The organism is Novosphingobium sp. AAP83 (genome assembly GCF_001295795.1).
GTDB lineage: Bacteria > Pseudomonadota > Alphaproteobacteria > Sphingomonadales > Sphingomonadaceae > Novosphingobium.
The window spans coordinates 201,953-223,356 of sequence record NZ_LJHY01000003.1 but is presented as its reverse complement, the minus strand read 5'-3'; the positions used below and the strand labels follow the sequence as shown (position 1 = coordinate 223,356).

21 protein-coding genes are annotated in these 21,404 nt (G+C 58.3%); 7 read left to right on the top strand and 14 right to left on the bottom strand.

Annotated features, from left to right (window positions below; translation table 11 throughout):
- Window positions 1–2: 2 nt before the first annotated feature.
- From IP81_RS02740 to IP81_RS20025, 12 genes are all read right to left on the bottom strand, one after another.
- The gene (locus IP81_RS02740) at window positions 3–293 is read right to left on the bottom strand and encodes a hypothetical protein (RefSeq protein WP_054106425.1); all 291 of its coding nucleotides are present in this window, start codon (window positions 291–293) and stop codon (window positions 3–5) included.
- Complete coding sequence (gene puhC / locus IP81_RS02735; protein WP_054106424.1) at window positions 290–772, bottom strand: photosynthetic complex assembly protein PuhC; 483 nt, start codon at window positions 770–772, stop codon at window positions 290–292. Before puhC ends, IP81_RS02740 begins: the two co-directional genes overlap by 4 nt.
- Window positions 769–1,434, bottom strand: a complete 666-nt coding sequence (gene puhB / locus IP81_RS02730) for a photosynthetic complex putative assembly protein PuhB (RefSeq protein ID WP_082355913.1) — start codon at window positions 1,432–1,434, stop codon at window positions 769–771. Before puhB ends, puhC begins: the two co-directional genes overlap by 4 nt.
- Entirely contained in the window at window positions 1,431–2,195 is a 765-nt protein-coding gene (puhA, locus tag IP81_RS02725) for a photosynthetic reaction center subunit H (RefSeq protein ID WP_054106423.1), read from the bottom strand. The genes puhB and puhA overlap by 4 nt, the downstream gene beginning before the upstream one ends.
- A 21-nt stretch (window positions 2,196–2,216) precedes the next feature.
- Window positions 2,217–3,641 (bottom strand): BCD family MFS transporter, encoded by a 1,425-nt coding sequence (locus IP81_RS02720; RefSeq protein ID WP_054106422.1) that lies wholly within the window; start codon window positions 3,639–3,641, stop codon window positions 2,217–2,219.
- The gene (bchM, locus tag IP81_RS02715; protein WP_054106421.1) at window positions 3,641–4,357 is read right to left on the bottom strand and encodes a magnesium protoporphyrin IX methyltransferase; all 717 of its coding nucleotides are present in this window, start codon (window positions 4,355–4,357) and stop codon (window positions 3,641–3,643) included. Before bchM ends, IP81_RS02720 begins: the two co-directional genes overlap by 1 nt.
- The gene (gene bchL / locus IP81_RS02710) at window positions 4,357–5,253 is read right to left on the bottom strand and encodes a ferredoxin:protochlorophyllide reductase (ATP-dependent) iron-sulfur ATP-binding protein (protein ID WP_054106420.1); all 897 of its coding nucleotides are present in this window, start codon (window positions 5,251–5,253) and stop codon (window positions 4,357–4,359) included. The genes bchM and bchL overlap by 1 nt, the downstream gene beginning before the upstream one ends.
- A 10-nt stretch (window positions 5,254–5,263) precedes the next feature.
- Window positions 5,264–8,869, bottom strand: coding sequence for a magnesium chelatase subunit H (locus IP81_RS02705; RefSeq protein WP_157573052.1), 3,606 nt, complete (start codon window positions 8,867–8,869; stop codon window positions 5,264–5,266).
- On the bottom strand, window positions 8,841–10,451 hold the full coding sequence (gene bchB / locus IP81_RS02700; protein ID WP_054106418.1) for a ferredoxin:protochlorophyllide reductase (ATP-dependent) subunit B: 1,611 nt from the start codon (window positions 10,449–10,451) through the stop codon (window positions 8,841–8,843). Before bchB ends, IP81_RS02705 begins: the two co-directional genes overlap by 29 nt.
- A 3-nt stretch (window positions 10,452–10,454) precedes the next feature.
- Window positions 10,455–11,735: a ferredoxin:protochlorophyllide reductase (ATP-dependent) subunit N gene (locus IP81_RS02695; protein WP_054106417.1), complete on the bottom strand. Its 1,281-nt coding sequence runs from the start codon at window positions 11,733–11,735 to the stop codon at window positions 10,455–10,457.
- Window positions 11,732–12,313 (bottom strand): 2-vinyl bacteriochlorophyllide hydratase, encoded by a 582-nt coding sequence (gene bchF / locus IP81_RS02690; protein WP_082355912.1) that lies wholly within the window; start codon window positions 12,311–12,313, stop codon window positions 11,732–11,734. Before bchF ends, IP81_RS02695 begins: the two co-directional genes overlap by 4 nt.
- A gap of 213 nt (window positions 12,314–12,526) precedes the next feature.
- On the bottom strand, window positions 12,527–12,670 hold the full coding sequence (locus IP81_RS20025; RefSeq protein WP_157573051.1) for a hypothetical protein: 144 nt from the start codon (window positions 12,668–12,670) through the stop codon (window positions 12,527–12,529).
- Between the two features lie 56 nt (window positions 12,671–12,726).
- Between IP81_RS20025 and IP81_RS02685 the strand changes: the two genes are divergently transcribed.
- The 7 genes from IP81_RS02685 to IP81_RS02655 all read left to right on the top strand — a co-directional run bounded on the left by IP81_RS02685 (window position 12,727) and on the right by IP81_RS02655 (window position 19,114).
- On the top strand, window positions 12,727–13,455 hold the full coding sequence (locus IP81_RS02685; protein ID WP_231626212.1) for a B12-binding domain-containing protein: 729 nt from the start codon (window positions 12,727–12,729) through the stop codon (window positions 13,453–13,455).
- 97 nt (window positions 13,456–13,552) lie between these two features.
- Entirely contained in the window at window positions 13,553–14,887 is a 1,335-nt protein-coding gene (ppsR, locus tag IP81_RS02680) for a transcriptional regulator PpsR (RefSeq protein ID WP_231626211.1), read from the top strand.
- 56 nt (window positions 14,888–14,943) lie between these two features.
- On the top strand, window positions 14,944–15,846 hold the full coding sequence (chlG, locus tag IP81_RS02675; protein ID WP_054106415.1) for a chlorophyll synthase ChlG: 903 nt from the start codon (window positions 14,944–14,946) through the stop codon (window positions 15,844–15,846).
- Entirely contained in the window at window positions 15,846–17,159 is a 1,314-nt protein-coding gene (locus IP81_RS02670) for a BCD family MFS transporter (RefSeq protein ID WP_054106414.1), read from the top strand. The genes chlG and IP81_RS02670 overlap by 1 nt, the downstream gene beginning before the upstream one ends.
- Window positions 17,156–18,364 carry a geranylgeranyl diphosphate reductase gene (locus tag IP81_RS02665; protein ID WP_054106413.1) on the top strand — a complete coding sequence of 403 codons (1,209 nt, stop codon included), beginning with the start codon at window positions 17,156–17,158 and terminating at the stop codon, window positions 18,362–18,364. Before IP81_RS02670 ends, IP81_RS02665 begins: the two co-directional genes overlap by 4 nt.
- Window positions 18,361–18,843, top strand: coding sequence for a TspO/MBR family protein (locus IP81_RS02660; RefSeq protein WP_054106412.1), 483 nt, complete (start codon window positions 18,361–18,363; stop codon window positions 18,841–18,843). The genes IP81_RS02665 and IP81_RS02660 overlap by 4 nt, the downstream gene beginning before the upstream one ends.
- Before the next feature lie 7 nt (window positions 18,844–18,850).
- On the top strand, window positions 18,851–19,114 hold the full coding sequence (locus IP81_RS02655; RefSeq protein ID WP_231626210.1) for a hypothetical protein: 264 nt from the start codon (window positions 18,851–18,853) through the stop codon (window positions 19,112–19,114).
- Window positions 19,115–19,373: 259 nt separating this feature from the next.
- On the opposite strand, the gene pufC is transcribed toward IP81_RS02655, so the two are convergent.
- Window positions 19,374–20,423: a photosynthetic reaction center cytochrome PufC gene (gene pufC, locus IP81_RS02650; RefSeq protein WP_054106411.1), complete on the bottom strand. Its 1,050-nt coding sequence runs from the start codon at window positions 20,421–20,423 to the stop codon at window positions 19,374–19,376.
- A complete protein-coding gene (gene pufM / locus IP81_RS02645; protein WP_054106410.1) occupies window positions 20,420–21,394 on the bottom strand; it encodes a photosynthetic reaction center subunit M in 975 nt (324 codons plus the stop codon). Before pufM ends, pufC begins: the two co-directional genes overlap by 4 nt.
- Window positions 21,395–21,404: the final 10 nt, after the last annotated feature.

The following is a 21,404-nucleotide window of genomic DNA, read 5'->3' as shown; positions in this document are numbered from 1 at the left end:
GTTCATTTCAGGCTCCCAGGATTGAAACTGACTTCATAAAGTTCGGCAAGGTCGAAATAAGCGACCAATCGGGTCCAAGCCCGCAGCAATGGTCCGGCGCGTACAACCGTGGCGACGCGATCAAATACCACGCTTTGCCCAAAAGATATGCGAATGGGATCACCATGCACGCGCACCCGGTCGCCCGGATAGATCGCAATATTATCAGCCAGTTCGACGTGCGCGTGGAAGTGTTCCTCGCTCTGCTCAATGGCAATGCGGCACGGCACGTCAAAGGCGCGGGCTTGCATCATGTGCGGGCGCTTTTCAGGAAACGGGCAAAAGCAGCGCGGTTTTGCGGACCAAATGATCCAAGTTCGATCGAGCGACCCGTGCCTGTGTCAACCAACGATAGCGCGCCATTCTGCCAATGTGTCAATGAAAATGGGGCCTGCGCTCCAAGGCCGTGCATCCGGCGTTCGCGCGCAAGGCCGCGCATGACGCCGCGAATGAACCCGCCGCCATCGTTTTCACCCAGCAGTACTGCCAGTGTTTCCTTGGTATCGGCATCAATCACCGCGACAGCGCCATCTGCACGATCGGCGAATGACAAGTTCCGTGTTTCAATCGCCACAATGCCTTCTTGCGCGCGAACAACTGATGGCACCGCTTCGCGAGGAACCAGCCCGAACGAAACAGATGCAGTCAGCAGCAGCGTGATCGCAACCAGCCCCCCGGCAAGCAACAAGATTGGCCGGGATACTGTGGTTTCATGATCGTGGACTAGGCTCATGCTGGAACCCCGTGAAACGCGTTTGCCATAGCCGGCACTGGTTGAGTGCGGCCCTGTGCAGGTTTGGAGAGTGCAGCCTGAGCTTGAGGTGCATTGGCGGCTATCTCTACCGGGGTAAGGGCGGCGCAGGCGCGGGCAAGAATATTTGCAGCATGTGCAGCATCGGGGAGCGCCCGCAGCATTGGTTGCGGCCGGGCAAAGTGCATCGGCCGGGCATGGGGCCACAGCACGGCATAGCCAAGGTTGTGCTTGCCCAGAAGGGTCAGCGCAATGTCGCCCCGGCCTTCGGGTTGGGGCCGTAGATTGGCAGAAGCGATCTGACGAAGTGGCAGGTTAATGCACTTGTTCAAAGCAACGCCAATGCGCAACACAACGCGCCGGTTGGTGATTGTATAGACTGTCGTTCGCCCGATCTGCACGGCGAAGAGCACTAGCAATGCGTGCACAATTACGCCTGCAACAACGCTGGTCACTGCACCAAAGATGCTGCCGCTGAGGATGCCGAACAAGGCGAGGATGGCAAAATATCCAGCTACATAGCGGGTATAGAGTGCGCTGCGGGCAAATGTGCGCCAATCGGGCGATGCTTGCCACAGGATCTCTTCGCCAGCCGGAAGATCACCGGGAAGGCCCCGGATCGGCTCATGATCATATTCGGTCATATCAGTGGCTCCATCCGGTCGGCGTTGGCGTAAAGATAGCCGGTGCCGAAGTAGGCAACGATGCGCTCTTCTTCATAGCGCGTGATCTCGCCCGCCGCGGCAGGAACCGGAGCGCCTGCAAAGTCAGCCGCGTTTACAGCGTTCAGGATGACGCGGTCCTTGCGGACAATCGCCATCGCCATCGGGGCCAGAATTGTGGTGCTGCCAGTATCGATTGTGAGATACCGGATTACGCTTTCAGCGCGGTCAACCCAGAGGTCGGTCACAACGCCAGCCTTGGCATTGTCAGCGCCATAAACCGGCAGGCCCCGGGGGTCTGTGCTGGCAGGTGCCACATTCATGCCCGCAAGATCGCCTATGGGAATGATGCGCGGATTGCCGTGTGCATCAAGATCGGCGAATTTTGCACGGTTGGCGTAGGAGCCCGGGCCAACGCCTGCTGCAAAAACATCGCCTTGGGGCGTATAAGGTGCCCCACCGAAGTTTTCGCGGCGCTTGGCTGCAATATTCACAGGCTCACGGTCCCATGTCGGGAACGAGACTTTGCCCTTGCCGAACGGCAGGATGAAAGTCTTGGCCGAAGCGGTGCTGATCGGGCCGCCTTCAGATTCCGGGCGTCCCGTTAATGAATCTTCAAGGGGGTATCCCTCCCGCCTGTCTTCGCGTCGTAGCCACACCACGAGCAAAAGGAAAAACAGAGCAAAGGTGCCGAGTGCCAGCTCGGCTGCATCAATCGTGCCTACAATATTGCCATTAGTCATCGCAGTATCCTTCCCGGTGTCTCATGTGGGAAACTCTGTCAGGCCGAAGCCTGTGCCGGCTGCTGGCTTTGTCAGCGGGCTTTGACCGACAAGCGGACCAAGCACGACAAGCGTGGCAAGAAGCAGACAAATTTCGATTATGTAAATTGTGGCGTAGCCGGTGGAGCGGTGCGCCAAGGTTTGACCAAGCCCATCTGACACGGCCAGATTTGAAACCAGATCACGCAAAATGCCGCCCATGCCGATGGCGACGCCGGCAGATGTGGTTTGCACTGCGCCCCATGCTCCAAGCGCAAGGCCAGCGGTATCATGGCGAGCAAGCGCCATGGCCGCAGTGAGCGTGCCGACCGAAAACATCCCGGCACCTGCGCCAATCCCCATTGAACCCAGTGCCAATGCAACAGCGCTATCAAGAGGAGCTGCAAAGACGATCAACAGGAATGCCATGATTCCGATGACGACGCCGAAGCCTGCGATTCGCAGGCTGTCGGTGCCATTATCCAACCAGCGACCGGCAAGGGCAAAGCTCGCCATCGCGCCGAGTGCCCAAGCGCCGGTTAATCTTGTGGTTGCGCCAACAGATAGGCCAAGGATCTCGCCACCATATGGTTCAAGCAGGGCATCTTGCATTGCAAAAGCAATCGATCCGAGGCCCAATGCGCAAAGCAGGCGCAATGTAATCGGCTCAGACATAAACTGCGCCCAGACCTGCGAGAATGGCGGGCGAGGGGTCAATGCTGAGGCAATGGCGGGGCTGCGCGCCTCCTGCTGCCACAGCGCGACGAGGTTTAGCAAGAAAGTGAGAACCGCAGCAGATTGAATCACCTGCACCAACCGGGTCGGGGTGAAGTCTGCAAGAATGCTGCCGATAATCAGCGATGAGACCATCATGCCAACAAGCAGCGCGAGATAGAGCAGCGCGACGGCGCGCGGGCGGCGGTCTTCTGGGACCAGATCCTGCGCCAACGCAAGGCCTGCGGTTTGCGTCACGTGCATCCCCGTGCCAGCCAGCAAAAAGGCAACGACGCTGGCAAAGGTGCCCACCGTAAACGAATCTGACTGGGTCATCAGCAGCAGGGCAAATGGCATGATCGCAAGTCCGCCGAACTGCATCAGCGTGCCAAACCAGATGAAAGGCACCCGCCGCCAACCCAGCACAGAGCGATGGATATCTGACCGATGGCCGATCATCGCGCGGAACGGCGCAACCAGCAGCGGAATGCCGATCATTAGCGCAACGAGCCATGCCGGAATGCCCAATTCAACGATCATAACCCGGTTGAGCGTGCCGTTGAGCAGCACCATGACCATGCCGACGCTGACTTGGAACAATGACAGGCGCAACAAGCGCGACAACGGAATTTGCGCGCTGGCCGCGTCTGCAAATGGCAACCAGGTCAGCGCGACCCGGCTCCATTTAACAGCAAAGGCTTCCCGCGTTGGCATCAGCGCTTCACCAGTTCCATAGCATGTGATTTGTAAAAGCCGCTTGAGATCCGGCCGCTGCGACCAATGTCCCAGCCCTTCAGCGCTGACAGACGCTGGCGCAGATTGTCTTCCGAAACGGGAATGATGGCAGGCGAGCGGTCTGATCGCGGGAACACTTTGCCAAGGTTGTTCATAGCGCCAAGCAGCGGCGTGTAAGGTGCGAAGGTGAAAAGGATCGAACCATGGCACCGCTGGGACAGGGCGGTAAGCGTGTCGACGATGTCTGCTGCGGTGTAATGGATCAAAGAATCCATCGCGACGATATGGTGGAACTCGCCAAGCGTCGGGTCAAGCATATCGCCGACACGCCAATCAATCCGGCCATGCCCAAGATAGGATGGCGCGCGTTCGCGCGCGATATCGACCAGCCCACCGGCCACATCAATTGCAGTGACAACCGCGCCGCGGCACGCGGCCTCGACGCTGAGCGAGCCCGTGCCGCAACCGGCATCCAGCAGATTGGTGCGGCGCAAATCCTCAGGCAGCCAATCGAGCAATTGTGCGCGCATGGCATCACGGCCTGCGCGCACCGTTGCGCGAATTCCGCTAACTTTCACGTCAGAGGTCAGATCGATCCAAGCCTTGCGCGCCGTGCCATCGAAATAAGCAGCCAGCTTTTCGCGCTGCATATCGTAACGGGTTGTTTGCGGATGATAAGATGCTTGCGTTGCCATCATTCAAACCCCAGAAAATCGAAGATATCGCGATCTTTCATTGCCATGGCCGCAAGAGGATCAACGCCGTCCCACAGCAACTGGGCAAGGCGCAGATATTCAAGCTGGGCGGCGATAACCTCGGGTGAATCGTCCATTTCGAACAGAGTGCACTTCTTCAACCGGCTGCGACGGATCGCATCAAGATCCTTGAAGTGCGCCAGACGCTTCATGCCGATCGCTTCGCTGAAACGGTCGATTTCGTCGGTGGCAGCAGAGCGGTTGGCGATGACGCCTGCCAGCCGCACGTTGTAATTCTTGGCTTTGGCACCGATGGCAGCAACAATCCGGTTCATCGCGAAGATGGAATCGAAATCGTTTGCGGCAACCACCAGCGCGCGCTCGGCATGTTGCAGCGGCGCGGCAAAGCCACCGCACACCACATCGCCCAGCACATCGAAGATCACCACGTCGGTATCTTCCAGCAAGTGGTGCTGTTTCAGCAGCTTGACTGTTTGCCCAACGACATAGCCGCCGCAGCCCGTGCCCGCAGGTGGCCCGCCCGCTTCAATGCACATCACGCCATTGTAGCCTTCAACGACGTAATCTTCGGGCCGCAGTTCCTCGGCGTGGAATTCCACGCCTTCCAGCACGTCGATCACCGTCGGAATCAGCGACTTGGTGAGTGTGAAGGTCGAGTCATGCTTGGGATCGCACCCGATCTGGAGCACGCGATGGCCCAGTTTGGAAAACGCGGCGGAAAGATTGGAGGAGGTGGTCGACTTGCCGATTCCGCCTTTGCCATAAACGGCAAAAACCTTGGCGCCTTTGATCTGGTCCTGCGGGTCCAGTTCGACTTGCACCGAACCTTCGCCATCAGGAGGGCTAAAGCGTGCGCGGGGATCCAGAAGGTTCATGTCATTCTCCTTATTGGCCCGCGAACACGCCCTCGAGGCGGTCCTCGAGTTCATCATTGGCAATGCGCAGGGCTTGCAGGGTTTCGTTGTTTGGTTCCCAAAGCTTGCGATCGCAGGCTTCAAGCAAGCGGCCAGCAACACGTGCAGAGCTTTTGGGATTCAGTTTCGAGAGGCGGGCGCGCATTTCAGGATCGAGCACGAAGGTCTCGCTGATCTGCTGGTAAACCCATGGTGCGACCTCGCCCGTCGTAGCGGACCAGCCGACCGTGTTGGTCACATGCAACTCGATGTTGCGGACACCTTCGAAGCCGTGCTTGAGCATGCCTTCGTACCATTTCGGGTTCAGTGTGCGGCTGCGGGTTTCCAGATCGATCTGTTCACCCAGCGTGCGGACTTTGGTGCTGCCCTGCGTGGCATCCACGATATAGACAGGGGCCTGGACGCCACCCTTCGCCTTGGTGATGGACCGGCTGATACCGCCCAGGCCATCGACGTACTGGTCAAGATCGGTGATGCCGACTTCGACGCTTTCAAGGTTCTGGAAAACGAAATCTACATCTTTAAGCGCACTGCGCATCAGGTCGCGTTGCGGAACCGGCGTGCCTTGAACGCCATAAGCATAGCCCTTTTTGGTCTCGAATGCTTCGGCAAGTTCAGCCGGATCGTTCCATACGCCGCTATCGATCATCTGGTTGACGTTGGCACCATAGGCGCCTTCGGCATTCGAGAATACGCGCAGCGATGCTGTTACAAGGTCGCAATCGTGCTCGGCCTGATAGGCAAGGCTGTGCTTGCGCACAAAGTTCTGGTCGAGCGCTTCATCCGCACTGGCGGCCAGCAATGCAGCCTCGGCCAGCATCCGCGTTTGCAAGGGCAGAAGATCGCGGAAGATGCCCGACAGCGTGATGACGACATCAATACGCGGCCGACCGAGTTCGTCGAGCGGGATCAGTTCGGCACCGGCCAACCGGCCATAGCTGTCCATCCGCGGACGGGCGCCCAACAGATGCATCGCTTGGGCAATCTGCGCGCCTTCGCTTTTCATGTTGTCTGTGCCCCAAAGCACAATCGCTAGGCTTTCAGGAGACGGCTTGCCGCTGCCAATGTGGCGGGCGATCAGCCGTTCGGCCTGCTCGCGGCCCTGATCACAGGCAAAAAGGCTGGGGATGCGGAAGGGATCAAAGCCGTGGATATTGCGCCCGGTTGGCAGCACGGCAGGGTTGGCAAGAATATCGCCGCCTGGAGCGGGCAGAACGTAACCGCCATCCAAAGCATGCAGCAAAGCGCCCAGTTCGTCACAGCCATCAAACGCGGCTGCAAGCGCTGCCCGGTTGCCTGAAGGATCGGCCTCGACCATCGCGTCAAGCAGTTCTTCACGCTCTTGGCCAACGGCGGGCTGGCCAAAGACATGCAGACCGTTTGGAATGAGTGCACGCTCCAGCTCATAAAGCTGCGCGCCCAACTGCTCCATATCGCCGGATTCGATATCAAGAGCGGCACACTGATCGATGATCATCGCGGCCAGCGCATCGCGCTCTTTGCCATCGTCTGCACTGCGCCAGCGCTCCACGCTCACCTTGAGGTCCGAAAAGCCTTTGTAGAGTCCGGCGCGCGAAAGCGGAGGCGTGAGGTAGCTGATCAGCGTTGCACCCGAGCGGCGCTTGGCAATCACGCCTTCCGAGGGATTGTTGGAGGCATAAAGATAGAAGTTTGGCAGATCGCCCAGCAGGCGTTCGGGCCAGCAACTGCCGGTCAGGCCGACTTGTTTGCCGGGCATGAATTCAAGCGCGCCATGGGTTCCGAAGTGAAGCACCGCATGCGCGCCAAAGTCTTCACGGATCCAGCGATAGTAGGCTGAAAACGCATGGGTCGGCGCAAAATCACCGTCGAACAGGAGCCGCATCGGGTCACCTTCGTAACCGAATGTGGGCTGCACCCCGATGAACACGTTGCCAAACATCGCACCAAGCACATGGATATGCGAACCATCGGATTGCACCTTGCCCGGGGCTGGACCCCACTGGGCTTCAATCTGCGACAAATGCCGTTCGCGGCGCACATGATCGTCGGCGCTGATCCGGAAGGCCACATTTGCATCCGCACCGTAGCGTTCGGCATTGCCTTTCAGAATGCTGTCGCGAAGCGCATCGACGCTTTCGGGAACTTCGACAGTGTAACCTTCAGCGGCAAAGCGACGCAGCGTTGCGTAAAGCGATTCAAAGACGGCAAGGAACGCAGCCGATCCGGTTGCCCCGGCATTGGGCGGGAAATTGAAAATCGTGATCGCAATCTTGCGGGCAGCGCGTTCTTCGCGGCGCAATGCGATCAATTTTACCACTTTGGCCGACAAGGCCTCGGCGCGCTCGATGCAGGCTTGCATTTCGTTGACGGGGCCGGCTTGTTCAAACACGCAACCGCGTTCGCAGCCCGTGCAGGCATTACCCGAACCATCCGAGCGCCCGCCAAACACGGTTGGCAGGATCGATCCATCCAGTTCGGGGATGGAAACCATGATCGTGGATTCCAGAGGCAGCAAACCTTGTCTGCTCGCCCCCCATTTTTCTAACGTCTGGAACTCAAGCGGATGTGCTGCAATGTAAGGCACATCAAGCTTGGCGAGCATGTCCTCAGCGGCCTTGGCATCGTTGTAGGCCGGGCCACCCACCAGCGAGAAACCTGTCAGCGAAACAACCGCATCAACCGTTGGCTTGCCATCTTTCATGAAGAATTTTTCGATGGCCGGACGTGAATCCAGTCCGTTGGCAAATGCAGGGATGACTTGCAGCCCTGCGTTTTCCATCGTCGAGATCACGCCGTTGTAATGACCGGCATCATTGCTGACGAGATAAGAACGCAGCAAAAGGATGCCGACCGTACCTTTGGCACCGTTGTTTTTGGGCAGAAACTGGAGACTTTCCGCAAGCTTTTCTGCGGCGCGAGGATGATAAACGCCGACTTCAGGATAAGCGCGCGGTGCCGCAGCGCTAGTTTTGCCGCGCCGGGCCAGCCGGTCTCCGGCAGCGTAGCGATCAATCAACGCGCGGGTCATTGCCACGACGTTTTCGTCTGATCCTGCCAACCAATACTGCAATGTCAGGAAATAGGCGCGAACGTCTTGAGCGGTGCCCGGTATAAAGCGCAGGATCTTTGGCAAACGGCGCAGCATGCGCATCTGGCCCGCGCCGGAATTGGAGCCCGGTTTGCCTGATCCGCGCAGCTTCTTGAGCATGGCCATCGGACCCTTGGCGGGGGCATCCATCCGGTAATTGCCCATGCGGGTAAGGCGGACGACCTCACCGGCAGACATCAGGCAAACCATCGCGTCGCATGCTTCGCGGCGCTCTTCGAGGGTTGGAAGAATGGCCCGGATGTGATCGTCCAGGAACATCATCGTGACGATTACGATGTCTGCGTTGGCGACCGCCTTTTTTGTGATTTCAAGCTTATGTGCATGCTGGTCCCAATCGGTCGCTGCATGCAGCGAGATCGTGATATTGGCCGCGCCAAGTTGCTCTTCAGCACGCTCAACCGCACCTTTGAGGTGATTGTCCAGCGTCACGATCGCAACGCGGACCGGAGGGGCAATATCAACGGGCATAATGGGCTTTGGCGTCATAGAGGGTGGCCAGGTCAATTTGCGCCCGGCCCTGTGCCAAAGCGAAGTGTTCTGTGTTGCGCCGGGCTTTTCCGCGAACGAAGAAGGGTATCTTCCTCAGTTCACGTTCGGCCTCAGTGGTCCATGCAGCAGTCCCTTGGGCAGGCGGAATGGTTGAAGGTGTGTCGAGATCTGGTGTCAATTCTGCCGATGCAGAGGCAGCAGCAAGCGCCGGAGTGCCAACCGGCTGGGCCTCGTCCGCAGGTTTTGGCATCGTGCGATGAAGGTGCGATGCGCCGGCTTCATCGGAAAATTCAAAGTCATCGCGGAACATCGTCAAGAGATGCTCTTCAAGGCCCATAACCAGCGGGTGAACCCAACTGTCAAATATCACGTTCGCGCCTTCAAAGCCCATTTGCGGGCTGTGGCGCGCGGGAAAATCCTGCACGTGGACGGGGGACGAGATTACCGCGCAGGGCAGGCCCAGCCGCTTCGAGATATGCCGCTCCATCTGCGTGCCCAGCACCAGTTCGGGGGTGGCAGCGGCAATGGCATCTTCAACCGCAAGGTGATCATCGGTGATCAGCGCCTCAACGCCATAACGCGCAGCGGCCGCGCGAACATCGCGGGCAAATTCGCGATTATAGCAGCCAAGGCCGCAGACCTCGAAGCCCAGTTCCTCAGCTGCGATTCGCGCTGCGGCAACCGCATGCGTGCCATCGCCAAAGATGAAAACGCGCTTGCCCGTCAGGTAGGTCGAATCCACCGAGCGGCTCCACCACGGCATGCGCGATGCATTGTCGGCAAGGGCAGGGGCCGGATCAACACCGGCTAGCGCCGCGACTTCAGCGATGAATTCACGTGTTGCGCCAACGCCAATCGGAACGATGCGCACGGCAGGCTGTTTCAAGGTGCGCTCAAGCCAGCGTGATGCCTCGTCGCCGATTTCGGGGTACATCACGATGTTGAAATCAGCAGCCCCGAGCCGGCCGATATCAGCAGGTGTCGCGCCTAGCGGCGCGACAACATTGACTGCAATGCCCAGCGCATCAAGGATTTTGCCCACCTCAACCAGATCGTCGCGATGACGGAAGCCCAGCGCGGTTGGACCCAGAATGTTGACCAGCGGCTGGCGGCCTTCACGTGGGGCAGGGCGCAGGTCTTTATCAACCAGCTTGCGCACGATTTGATAGAATGTTTCGGCAGCGCCCCAGTTTTCCTTGCGCTGGTAGCTTGGCAACTCCAGCGGTATGACCGGGCAGGGCAGATCCATCGCCTCGGCAAGGCCTGCGGGATCGTCCTGGATCAGTTCGGCTGTGCAAGAAGCCCCAACCATCAACGCTTGCGGGCGGAAGTGCTTCACCGCATCGCGCACTGCATCCTGAAACAGCGAGGCGGTGTCTTTGCCCAGATCGCGGGCCTGAAAGGTGGTGTAAGTTACAGGCGGGCGCTTGGCGCGCCGCTCGATCATCGTGAACAGCAGGTCGGCGTATGTATCGCCCTGCGGCGCATGGAGCACATAATGCATGCCCTCCATCGCCGTTGCCACGCGCATCGCGCCTACGTGGGGCGGGCCTTCATATGTCCAGACTGCCAGTTGCATCGCCTAGACCTTCAAAATGTCGCGCCGCCGAAGCGGACGGGCAAAGAGCTCGGCAAGATCACCTGCCTGCTCAAAGCCATGGATGGGCGAGAAGACCAGTTCGATGGCCCACTTGGTGGAAAGGCCTTCGGCTTCCAGCGGATTGGCAAGCCCCAGGCCGCAGACGGTCAGATCAGGGCGATCGGCACGCACCCGGTCCAACTGACGATCCAGATGCTGACCTTCGCTGATCCGCGTACCTGAAGGGAGCAGCGCCACTTCGCGCGCAGTATGGTCACGGTGTAGATAAGGTGTTCCCACTTCAACAGGAATCATGCCCAATTCGTTCGACAAGAACCGCGCCAGCGGCACTTCCAGCTGTGAATCGGGCAGGAAAGTGATGCGTTTGCCGGTTAACCGTTCGCGGCTGTGCTCGATCGCACGCTTGGCGCGTTCACGCCCCGGTGCAATCACGCGGTTGAAGTGCATGCGATCAATGCCAAAGGCATCAGCGGCGGCGCGCAACCAGTCGGTCGTGCCTTCTGCGCCAAACGGGAACAGCGCATCCAGCCGCGTGGCACCGCGATCTTCCAGCGCCATTGCGGTTGCGCCAAGGAAAGGCTGGGCCAGCAGATACATCGTTTGCGGACCAATGGCTGGCAGATCGGCCACTTTGCGGGCGGGCAAACAGCCCACATTGGTGATGCCCAATTCCGCAAACAGACGCATGAATTGGTCTTCAACGATATCAGGCAAAGCGCCGACAATCAGAAGGTTAGGCGCCGATCCCACCGGGGGTGCCGGCATTTCCGGCACCAGCGTGGCAAGACAGGCATCCTCACCTTCGGTGAAGGTCGTTTCGATGCCGCTGCCCGAATAGTTTAGGATGCGCGTGTGCGGACCAGACAGGGCGTCGAGTCGTTGTGCGGCCTTGTGCAGGTCCAGCTTGATGACTTCCGAAGGGCACGAGCCGACAAGGAACAGCGTGCGGATATCGGGGCGGCGCTTCAGCAGCCGGTCCACAATCCGGTCCAGCTCGTCATGGCAATCGACCAAGCCTGCCAGATCGCGCTCTTCCATGATGGCCGTGGCAAAGCGCGGCTCGGCAAAAATCATCACGCCAGCGGCTGATTGCAGCAGATGCGCACAAGTGCGTGAGCCGACGACAAGGAAGAACGCATCCTGCATCTTGCGGTGCAGCCAGATGATTCCGGTCAGTCCGCAGAACACTTCGCGCTGCCCGCGTTCGCGCAATACCGGCGCGCAATCAGCACCTTGGGCGGGGATGAGCACGTCTGTTGTCATGCTGACACCGCCATTTGGATCGGAAGGGTTTGTGAAGGTGTTGCTTGAAGCCTTGCTGCGCGAAGCTTCAGCAGAAATTGCCCAGCGTTGATCAGGTACGTGCCGTAGCCTGCCAGGGCGACGAACATACGCTGCTCCACCGTGCCATATCCGCCGAACAACATGACCAGATAGGCCGTGTGCAGCGCCAAAACGAGCATGGAAAACACGTCTTCCCAGAAGAAGGCCGGAACAAACAGCCACTTGCCAAAGACGACTTTTTCCCAGATCGAGCCGGTAATCATGATCACATAGAGGGTGACAGTCTTGGCCACGATCGATGCATCAGCAGCCCAAGCGCCTTCACCTATTGCCAGATAACGCACCACCAGCACCAGACTGACCAGGAATACGACAAACTGGAAAGGAGCAAGCAGCCCTTGCACCAGTGTCCAACGGGTCGAGTCGCGGCGTTCGCGCTCTTCAGGGGTGTAGAGTGTCCCACCCGCTTTTGCGGCCCCAGCACCTACAATAGTCCCGTTACCGCCTTTGCGGTTTGTAGGTCCGGTAGGGCCGGTATGGAATGCATCCCCTTGCATGGTGTGTGGTCACCTTATCTGTCTGTCCAAGAAGAGTACGCCTTCATTGGTGAAAGTGTCAATCTATCTTGACGACAAAAAATAATGACACTTTTGCGTTTGGTAGATTTGACAAAGGGGCGTACGTTTCAACTCCCGGTCGGAGTCGGTTGTTTAAACCACACCCGACCAGGCAGGGCGCAAACCGCGCCGATACCAGACCGGGGGAGGCCTTCATGGCATCGGTAATGGGTGCAGGATCGCCGAATAGGCAAAGCAGGTCGTCTTCGGCATCTCGGTCGAATTTTGGCAGGTCTCGTGCGTGGCCAAATCATACAGGCTCAAATCAGTCAGGCCCAAATCATTCAGGGCGATCACTGCCCCCAGTTCCTTGGGACAATTTGATCGTAGAGCAGATCATACCGCGATTGCTTATGGCTCACTCGCTTGATGGACCGCCACAAATCCCGGATAGCGTGCAAACTATTGATCCTGAAGATGCAGCCAACTTTGCATCGCTTCCTTTGGCACTGGAAGCAGATGAGCTTTTGACTGTTGTCGAAGCTTATTTGGCACGCGGTGTCGCGGTGGAATCGATCTATGTTGATCTATTGGCACCTTCCGCGCGCAAGCTTGGAGAGCTTTGGGAGGAAGATGGCTGCGATTTTCTTGATGTTTCCATGGGTTTGTGGCGGCTTCAGGAAGTCATGCGCGAGATCGCAATATGCTTTCCATCAACGGTAGGCCCAAAAGATCCGGCGCGTTCCGCTCTGTTCTTGTCCATGCCGGGGGATGACCACAGTTTCGGCGCATTGATGATTGAAGAGGTGTTTGCGCGCAACGGTTGGCAAACGGATGTTTTGATAGAACCTAGACGCAAGGAATTGCTGCAAATAGTCGCAGAGCAACATTTCGACTTGGTAGGATTGACCATAAGTAGCGATTGTCCTACCGGAGCGCTGAAAGAACTGATCTCGGCTATTCGTAGCGTTTCCCGGTCACCCAAGACCAAAATTTTCATCGGCGGACGAATGGTCAACGACGATCCCGGAATTGTTGCTGCGGTGGATGCTGATGGCACAGCGCCAGATGCGTGCTCCTTTTTGGCATTGGCCGAATTGAAAATCACAGGATCGGGCCGACTCGATCTTTCCTTTGCTTAGTCTGCAACAGAACATGCCAGCGCCAAAAAATAGCATCGAAGGCAAACGACCTTTCGCAAGTCTAGACCGGCATTTCAAATCGGTGGGCAGCGAAGCCGTGGCCAAGTTTGCCATGCTCGCTGGTGACGTCGCGTTCGTGATTGATGAAGCTGGCACGATTGTTGACGTCACCGCCGATCTTGCCGACTTCTCTGCTTTTACAACATTTGTCGGGCGTGCTTGGATTGATACGGTTACGGTCGAAAGCAAACCCAAAATTGTCGATATGTTGGCCAGTGCACACAAAGGTATGACGCAGCACTGGCGACAGGTGACTCACAATACCACCGATGGCAATGTGCCCGTACGCTATTCCGTTGTCAGCTTGGGTGAAGGTGCGGGGTGTATCGCCTTCGGGCGTGACATGCGCGATGCAGCTGCCTTGCAACAGCGATTGTTGCAAGCACAGCAATCCCTTGAACGAGATTACCTGCAACTGCGCCAACTCGAATCGCGCTATCGTTTGCTGTTTGATCAATCGGCAGAGCCGGTGATCATCATTGACGCTGATACATACCGGGTCCGTGAAGCCAATCCCGCAGCACATAAGCTGTTTGGGGCAAAACCGGGCACATTGCAGGGCGGCAAATTCACAGCGCTATTCTCTAAGCCTGCGCGTGAACCGTTGATCGCTTTTCTCGGCTCGGTCATGGTGTCGAGCAGTGTGCAACCGATTGATGCAGAGCCTGTTGATGGTGGCGAAAAAGTGCTTCTGTCTGCCAGCGGCTTCCGCCAACGCGGCGGGCACTTCCTGCTCATCCGCCTGGCCAGCGCCAACAGGATTGCGGGCGAGACATCTGCCGCAACCCTCGGTGTCATCGAATCGATGCCCGATGCGTTCGTGCTGACAGATGAAAGCTTGGTCATCCAGGTGGCCAATGCCGCATTTGTAGAACTCGTTGGCGCAGCTACCGTTGATCAAATTCGCGGGCGACCGCTGAGTGAGTTTGTCGGACGACCCGGCATCGGCCTCGACATGATCGACGGCCAACTGGCCAAGCACGATATTGCCCGCAATGTTACCACCGTGATCGGTGCAAGCGATGGATTTGAGGGTGAGCCAGTAGAGCTTTCCGCCGTGCGTACCGGTGGCGATCATCCCGCCCATGGTTTTGTGATTCGCCCGATTGGCCGCCGTTTGCGCGATTTGCCAGCACCCAATGATACCCCGCGTTCGGTTGAACAGTTGACCGAACTGGTCGGACGCATGTCGTTGAAAGATATCGTGCGCGAAAGCACCGATCTGATCGAACGGCTCTGCATAGAAGCGGCGCTTGAATACACGACCAACAATCGTGCTTCTGCCGCCGAAATCCTTGGTTTAAGCCGCCAAAGCCTTTATTCCAAATTGCATCGCTACGGCCTTGGCAATCTTGTTGATGCAACAGATTGACACTTCGAGTGTCAAATTAATTTGACGCTTTTGTCTGTCAGGCGTAGCCTGTTGGAATGGCACAATCGGCAGTCTCTACTAAGGTAAGCCCGCCTCCGGCGTTTCGCGATATCTTGGAACTTCTCAAGCCAATCACTTGGTTTCCGCCGATGTGGGCGTTGCTCTGCGGCGTCGTATCGTCGGGCGTTCCGATCACTAGTCGCTGGGCGTTTTTGCTAGCAGGCATTGCTCTGACCGGACCATTGGTTTGCGGTACAAGCCAAGCGGTGAATGATTGGTTTGACCGTCACGTAGATGCGATCAACGAACCAAATCGTCCGATTCCCTCAGGCCGGATTGCGGGCAGGTGGGGGCTTGCCATTGCGGTGATCTGGACGGTGGTATCGCTAGCGGTTGCGGCGATGACGGGGCGCTGGGTTCTGGCTGCAACCTTCGTTGGGTTGATCTGCGCTTGGGCGTATAGCGCGCCGCCGTTCCGCTTCAAGACCAGCGGCTGGATTGGTCCGGCGGTTGTCGCCCTGACATATGAAGGGTTGAGCTGGTTTACCGGCACTGCCGTTATGGCAGGTGCTTTGCCTGCGTCGCACATCCTGATCACGCTGGTCCTCTACAGCGTCGGTGCGCACGGCATCATGACGCTCAATGATTTCAAAGCAGTCGAAGGTGATCGTGCCACCGGCTTGCGGTCATTGCCCGTCGTGATGGGCGAACGGCCTGCCGCCGTGCTGGCTTGTGTGGTCATGGCATTGCCGCAGGCGGTTGTTGTCGCGCTGATGCTGGCGTGGGGGCATATGATCTCCGCGGTCGCCGTGGCCGTGCTGCTGATCGTGCAATTGGCCTTGATGCCGCGGCTGGTTTCGGCCCCGGCGCGCTATGCGCCCTGGTATAATGCCACGGGGGTTTCGCTTTATGTTTCGGGAATGATGGCCGCCTCGCTCGGCCTCGGGGGATATCTGTGATGCAGCGCGGGTTCGGCTGGCTTTCAATTATTCGGCTGGGTCTTGTCCAGGCCTCGATCGGGGCGATGGTCATGCTTGCCACGTCCTTGCTTAACCGCCTGATGGTGCTCGAATACGGGCTTGCCGCCGCTATTCCCGCAGGGCTTGTCGCGTGGCACTATGCCGTGCAGCTTTCCCGCCCGATCTGGGGGCACGGCTCTGACATGGGTCGCCGCCGCACGCCTTGGGTTCTGGCCGGTATGGTGGTCCTTGGTCTTGGTGCAATGCTCGCGGTGTATGGCACAACCATGCTTGCAAATGATCGCACGCTCGGGCTGACATTGGCCGTGATCGCATTCACCTTCATTGGTGCTGGTGTTGGCGCGGCCGGCACATCCATGCTCGCCATTTTGGCATCAAGCGTTGCACCTGAACGGCGCGCCGCCGCTGCCGCAACTACCTGGATCATGATGGTCATGGGTATCGTGATTTCAGCAGCGACAGCAGGAGCGATGCTTGATCCTTATTCTGAACAGCGGTTGATGATGGTTGCCAGCGGCGTGGTTCTGGCGGCGCTGGTGGTTTCCAGCGCGGCGATCTTCCGGCTGGAAACGCCAGCGTTACAGATGGTGCAACGTGATGGTGATGGTCCTCCGCCCAATTTTGCCGAAGCGTTGCGCGAGATTTACGAAGAACCCGAAGCCCGCCGTTTCACCGCATTCATCTTCGTCTCGATGCTGGCCTACAGCATGCAAGACCTTATCCTCGAACCGTTTGCCGGACTGGTTTTTGCCATGACGCCGGGCCAATCTACCAGCCTTTCCGGTGTTCAGCACGCTGGCGTATTGATCGGCATGATTGTGACAGGCCTTGGCGGCAGCGCTTTTGCAGGGCGGACGCCGGTGGAATTGCGCGTTTGGACGATGCTGGGCTGTATCGGCTCAGCGCTCGCCCTTGCCGGATTGGCGATGGCCGCAGGCTATGGAGCAGGCTGGCCGCTGACCGCCAATGTTGCGGCACTTGGATTTTTCAACGGCGCCTTTGCCGTCGCGGCCATCGGATCGATGATGGGGCTGGCTGGCGCAGGAAAGCGTACGCGTGAAGGCGTGCGCATGGGCGTTTGGGGCACCGCGCAAGCGATTGCGTTTGGCCTTGGTGGGCTATCGGGCGCGATGGGCGTCGATATAGCCCGAAATGCGATGGGGCGTGATGGCATGGCCTTCCAGCTCATTTTCGCCGTGGAGGCAGGCCTGTTCATCCTGTCCGCATTGCTCGCCATGCGCGTAGCAACAGTCCGGCACCGGACTGAAAATCAAAGGTCTGTCCAGATATGACACATGATCAAAACGCGGTCGAATTCGATGTCGTCGTCATTGGTGGAGGCCCGGCAGGCGCAACCGCTGCTTGGGATCTGGCGCGTGCAGGCCGATCGGTCCTCCTGCTAGACCGCGCAGGCCGCACCAAACCTTGCGGCGGCGCAGTGCCGCCACGCCTGCTCGAAGAGTTCGAAGTTCCGCAATCCTTGCTCGTCGCCCGTGCGAGGTCGGCGCGCATGGTTGCGCCATCAAACCGCGCGGTCGATATGCCGGTGGGCGAAATCGGCTATGTTGGGATGGTGGATCGCGATGTCTTTGACGAATGGCTGCGGGCGCGCGCTGAAACTGCCGGTGCGCAACGCCGCATTGGCACGTATGATCACATTGAGCGTGATAGCGCTGAAGGCGCGGTCGTCTGCTATAGCACCGCGCGTGGTGGCGAAATGCACAAGGTGCGCACCCGGCTGGTCATCGGTGCCGATGGCGCGCGCTCGGGCGTAGCGCGCGAAAGCATTCCCGGCGCTGAACGCAACAAGTGCGTGTTCGCTTATCACGAAATCGTGAAATCGCCGGCTACCACCCCCGAAGGCTTTGACGGCACGCGGTGCGATGTTCTGTATCAGGGAAAACTGTCGCCTGATTTCTATGCTTGGATATTCCCGCACGGCGAAACCGCGAGCATTGGCGTCGGCAGTGCCAACAAGGGCTTTTCCCTGCGTGGCGCGGTCAAGCAATTGCGCGATGAAATGGGGTTGGAGGGCTGCGAAACCCTGCGCCGCGAAGGTGCACCTATTCCGCTCAAGCCGCTGAAGCGCTGGGACAATGGCCGCGATGTGCTGGTCACAGGCGATGCCGCCGGAGTGGTCGCGCCTGCATCGGGTGAGGGCATTTACTATGCCATGGTATGCGGCCGGATTGCTGCACAAACCGCGCAAGCATTCATCGCTACGGGTAATCCCACCTTGCTTAAGCGTGCGCGGCGCAGTTTCTTGCGTGAACATGGGCGGGTGTTCTGGATCTTGGGAATCATGCAGTATTTCTGGTACTCCAGTGACAAGCGGCGCGAGCGGTTTGTCGATATGTGCGCAGACCGCGACGTGCAGGTTCTGACCTGGCAGGCCTACATGAACAAGAAGCTGGTACGCGCCAATCCTATGGCCCATGTGCGCATTTTCATAAAGGACTGCGCGCATCTTCTGGGCCTTAAGCCTGTCGCGCAATGACCCCTAACTGGATATTGCCGGTCAGCATTGCATCGCTCGCCGCGCTGGGCGTTGCCACATTGGGCGGCACGATTATCGATCTTGGTCCATGGTACGAAGCATTGAACAAGCCCGATTGGAACCCGCCACGCGCGGTTTTTCCTATCGCGTGGACCATCATCTTCGCACTGGTGGCGGTTGCTGGCGTAGCGGCGTGGCGCGCGGCCCCCAATTCGCGTATTTCTGATACGGTGATCGGGCTGTTCGCGTTAAACGGCTTCCTCAACGTGCTCTGGAGCTTGATCTTTTTCCGCCTCCAGCGCCCTGATTGGGCATTTATGGAGCTAACGCTGCTTTGGCTGTCGATTGCGCTGCTTATTGGCTATTGCGTGCGCTTCTCGCGTTTTGCCGCACTCATGCTGGTGCCATATCTGCTCTGGGTGACCGTTGCGGGCACGCTGAACTGGCAAATCAATCAACTCAATCCGACTTTCGGCTAAGCCTGTGATGGGCGGCACGCCATGGTTTGAGGCTTTGTTTGCCAGCGGACGTGCGGCCGATATCATTCTGGCCGTCCTTGCAATCGAAGCCATCTGGCTCAGCTGGTGCGGCTGGACCAAGCGCAGTATCGTGCTGATGCTGCTTCCTGGCACGTTGATGATGATTGGCCTGCGCAGCGCGCTCGTTGGTGCCGATTGGCCGTGGATTGCAATTCCGCTCGCGCTGTCATTCCCCGCACATCTGGCGGATCTGTCAGCCCGCAAAAGCTGACCCTGCGCGCGACAGTGCAGGGGAGCGCTACAACGCAGCCTGTTTAACCCAAATTGTTGACCGGTTCTATCTCGTTTGCCGGGTTCGTGCAGTTGTGCAAACAAAGCCAGTTCCTCGTCGTGACGAGGAAAAGCCAGACCGGGCAAGCGTCACGCGCCTTGCAACACAACCCAAATTGCAAAAAGAAAGGGTCCGGCAAGCCAAGCTCGCCGAACCCTTGAAAGAGCGTCCCACTGAAAGCGACGCTATCCCTTCATACTTATTGCGTTGTTACAGCCGCAACTGGTGCTGCTGGTGCAACGGCCTTCTCAGGACCCCACAGCGCAGGATAGTCCTTTGCCATCTTATAGCCGCCCATGGGCTTGTTCTTGCCCTGATGGCAGGTGGTGCAGTTGACCTTGAACGTGTCGCCTTCAGGACCCTTACGCTTGGCCGGGAATACACTGGCTAGCGGGGTCATATAGTTGCTGTTCACGTCACGTACCATGCGCACGCCGTACCATGCCGTTGCACGCTGCGGATTGCTGCTCGACCAGCTCTGGAACGAGTTGCCATTGTGGCAGAACGTGCAATTCACCCCTAACGATTTGGAAACGTGCATCATCAATGCATACGACTTTTCTGTTTCCATGACCGAAGTCTTGTTCGCCGTGGTCGGGTGCATGCCATCCGAATTCACGCGGATGTTCTGATCGATCTTGGGATCACCTGTCAGGTACGATGCAAGCGATGCGTTAGGCAGAGAGGCATATGCCGAGGCTGGAATGGGATCATTCTGGCCATGCTTGTTGCCGATAATGCCGTTCTTTGCGCCACCTGGCATAGTCCAGTAATTGGCTGGCACCGGCTGTCCACGATGGCATGTCCAACATGTTACGCCAGTCTTGGCCACATGCTGACCCCAGTTTTGGTTGAGGTTGCGCGTCATCTGCAACATCTTGCGCGCGACAACTTTGGTATAGAGCTCATCCGATGCCAGATTGGCAGGATTGTGGCAGTAGTTACAGCCCTGTTCGGGGGCCACCCATTGCGTCAGTGCCGCCATGGTATAGGTGAACTGCTCTTCCGAAACATCACCCAGAACCTGTACGTTCTTATAGGCTGCGCCTGCGCGCGGACCTTCGGTTGACGGTTGGTCATAGGGTGGCGGCGGCACAACATCGGCATCAGCAGGCTTTGCGTTTACCTTGATGGTATCCATCCCGGTGCCACGGTATCCATTCTGCGTCGAGGTTTTGGGCGCCAATTCGCAGGCGCTCAGCGCGAGCGAGGCGAAAGCCAAGCCCGCGATTGCAAGGATATTTCTCATTGTCCTGCGCTCCCCAATGTTGCGGGATCAACCACGCCGGTATCGGGATAGGCCGGAGCATAGCCATGCTGTTGCGCCCACAGATACCAATTATCCACGACCGTACCGGTCAGCAGGATACCGATCCCGCCAGTCAGCGTCGTCAGCACCGCAAACCACCATGCCCAACGGTGAATGGATTCCATCGTGGCGTTGAAGCCCATCGTCCAGCGCCAGAACAATGCGGCGCGTTCAGAGGCGGTACCGCGATCGGTGATCTGTTCGATTTCGCGCTCACCGCCATAACGGCCAACCGCAAGGATGGTGGCGCCATGCATCGCAAACAAGAGCGTTGATCCATAGAGGAACGCGATCGAGAGTGCGTGGAACGGGTTGTAGAACAAGTTACCATACCGGATGGAGAACGCTGCGGTCCAATCAAGATGCGGGAATATTCCGAAAGGTACGGCTTCTGACCAGCTGCCCATAAAGGCGGGGCGGATGAAGCCCAGAACCAGATACAGCCAGACTGCCGAAAGGAACGCCCACGCAACATGAGAACCCATGCCCAATGCGCGCGCTCTGGTGTAAGTCCGCACGACCCACAGCAGGATTGATGACGTCAGCAGGAACCCGGCAAGGATATACCAGCCACCTTTGGCCAAAGGCACAAATGGGCTGAAGCCATATTCGGGTCCCGGTGGTTCAAGCGAAAGCCAAGGCAGCATCCGCACGAACTGGATGGGGTTCCAATTGACCGAGGCGAGCATGTTCAGCCCGATGATCTCGATCGCAAAGAAGCCCATGATCAGCGATGCCACGCCGGTCCAGCCTAGATAGACCGGGCCAAGTTGGGCATGGCCGATCAGGCCCATAAGGTGATTGAAGGAGGTCGCCTGGATGCGGGGCTCGCTGCCGGGGGCCATGGCAACGCCAGCCTCCGGTTCGCCACGCAGTTGGACCTGGGTGAAAATGTTTTGATAGGTAGCCATCGTTCAATGC

Excerpts from the sequence above, each read along its gene's own strand:
- IP81_RS02740 (WP_054106425.1), bottom strand. The coding sequence starts at position 293 with ATGATGCAAGCCCGCGCCTTTGACGTGCCGTGCCGCATTGCCATTGAG.
- puhC (WP_054106424.1), bottom strand. The coding sequence starts at position 772 with ATGAGCCTAGTCCACGATCATGAAACCACAGTATCCCGGCCAATCTTG.
- puhB (WP_082355913.1), bottom strand. The coding sequence starts at position 1,434 with ATGACCGAATATGATCATGAGCCGATCCGGGGCCTTCCCGGTGATCTT.
- puhA (WP_054106423.1), bottom strand. The coding sequence starts at position 2,195 with ATGACTAATGGCAATATTGTAGGCACGATTGATGCAGCCGAGCTGGCA.
- IP81_RS02720 (WP_054106422.1), bottom strand. The coding sequence starts at position 3,641 with ATGCCAACGCGGGAAGCCTTTGCTGTTAAATGGAGCCGGGTCGCGCTG.
- bchM (WP_054106421.1), bottom strand. The coding sequence starts at position 4,357 with ATGGCAACGCAAGCATCTTATCATCCGCAAACAACCCGTTACGATATG.
- bchL (WP_054106420.1), bottom strand. The coding sequence starts at position 5,253 with ATGAACCTTCTGGATCCCCGCGCACGCTTTAGCCCTCCTGATGGCGAA.
- IP81_RS02705 (WP_157573052.1), bottom strand. The coding sequence starts at position 8,869 with ATGACGCCAAAGCCCATTATGCCCGTTGATATTGCCCCTCCGGTCCGC.
- bchB (WP_054106418.1), bottom strand. The coding sequence starts at position 10,451 with ATGCAACTGGCAGTCTGGACATATGAAGGCCCGCCCCACGTAGGCGCG.
- IP81_RS02695 (WP_054106417.1), bottom strand. The coding sequence starts at position 11,735 with ATGACAACAGACGTGCTCATCCCCGCCCAAGGTGCTGATTGCGCGCCG.
- bchF (WP_082355912.1), bottom strand. The coding sequence starts at position 12,313 with ATGCAAGGGGATGCATTCCATACCGGCCCTACCGGACCTACAAACCGC.
- IP81_RS02685 (WP_231626212.1), top strand. The coding sequence starts at position 12,727 with ATGGCTCACTCGCTTGATGGACCGCCACAAATCCCGGATAGCGTGCAA.
- chlG (WP_054106415.1), top strand. The coding sequence starts at position 14,944 with ATGGCACAATCGGCAGTCTCTACTAAGGTAAGCCCGCCTCCGGCGTTT.
- IP81_RS02670 (WP_054106414.1), top strand. The coding sequence starts at position 15,846 with ATGCAGCGCGGGTTCGGCTGGCTTTCAATTATTCGGCTGGGTCTTGTC.
- IP81_RS02665 (WP_054106413.1), top strand. The coding sequence starts at position 17,156 with ATGACACATGATCAAAACGCGGTCGAATTCGATGTCGTCGTCATTGGT.
- IP81_RS02660 (WP_054106412.1), top strand. The coding sequence starts at position 18,361 with ATGACCCCTAACTGGATATTGCCGGTCAGCATTGCATCGCTCGCCGCG.
- IP81_RS02655 (WP_231626210.1), top strand. The coding sequence starts at position 18,851 with ATGGGCGGCACGCCATGGTTTGAGGCTTTGTTTGCCAGCGGACGTGCG.
- pufC (WP_054106411.1), bottom strand. The coding sequence starts at position 20,423 with ATGAGAAATATCCTTGCAATCGCGGGCTTGGCTTTCGCCTCGCTCGCG.
- pufM (WP_054106410.1), bottom strand. The coding sequence starts at position 21,394 with ATGGCTACCTATCAAAACATTTTCACCCAGGTCCAACTGCGTGGCGAA.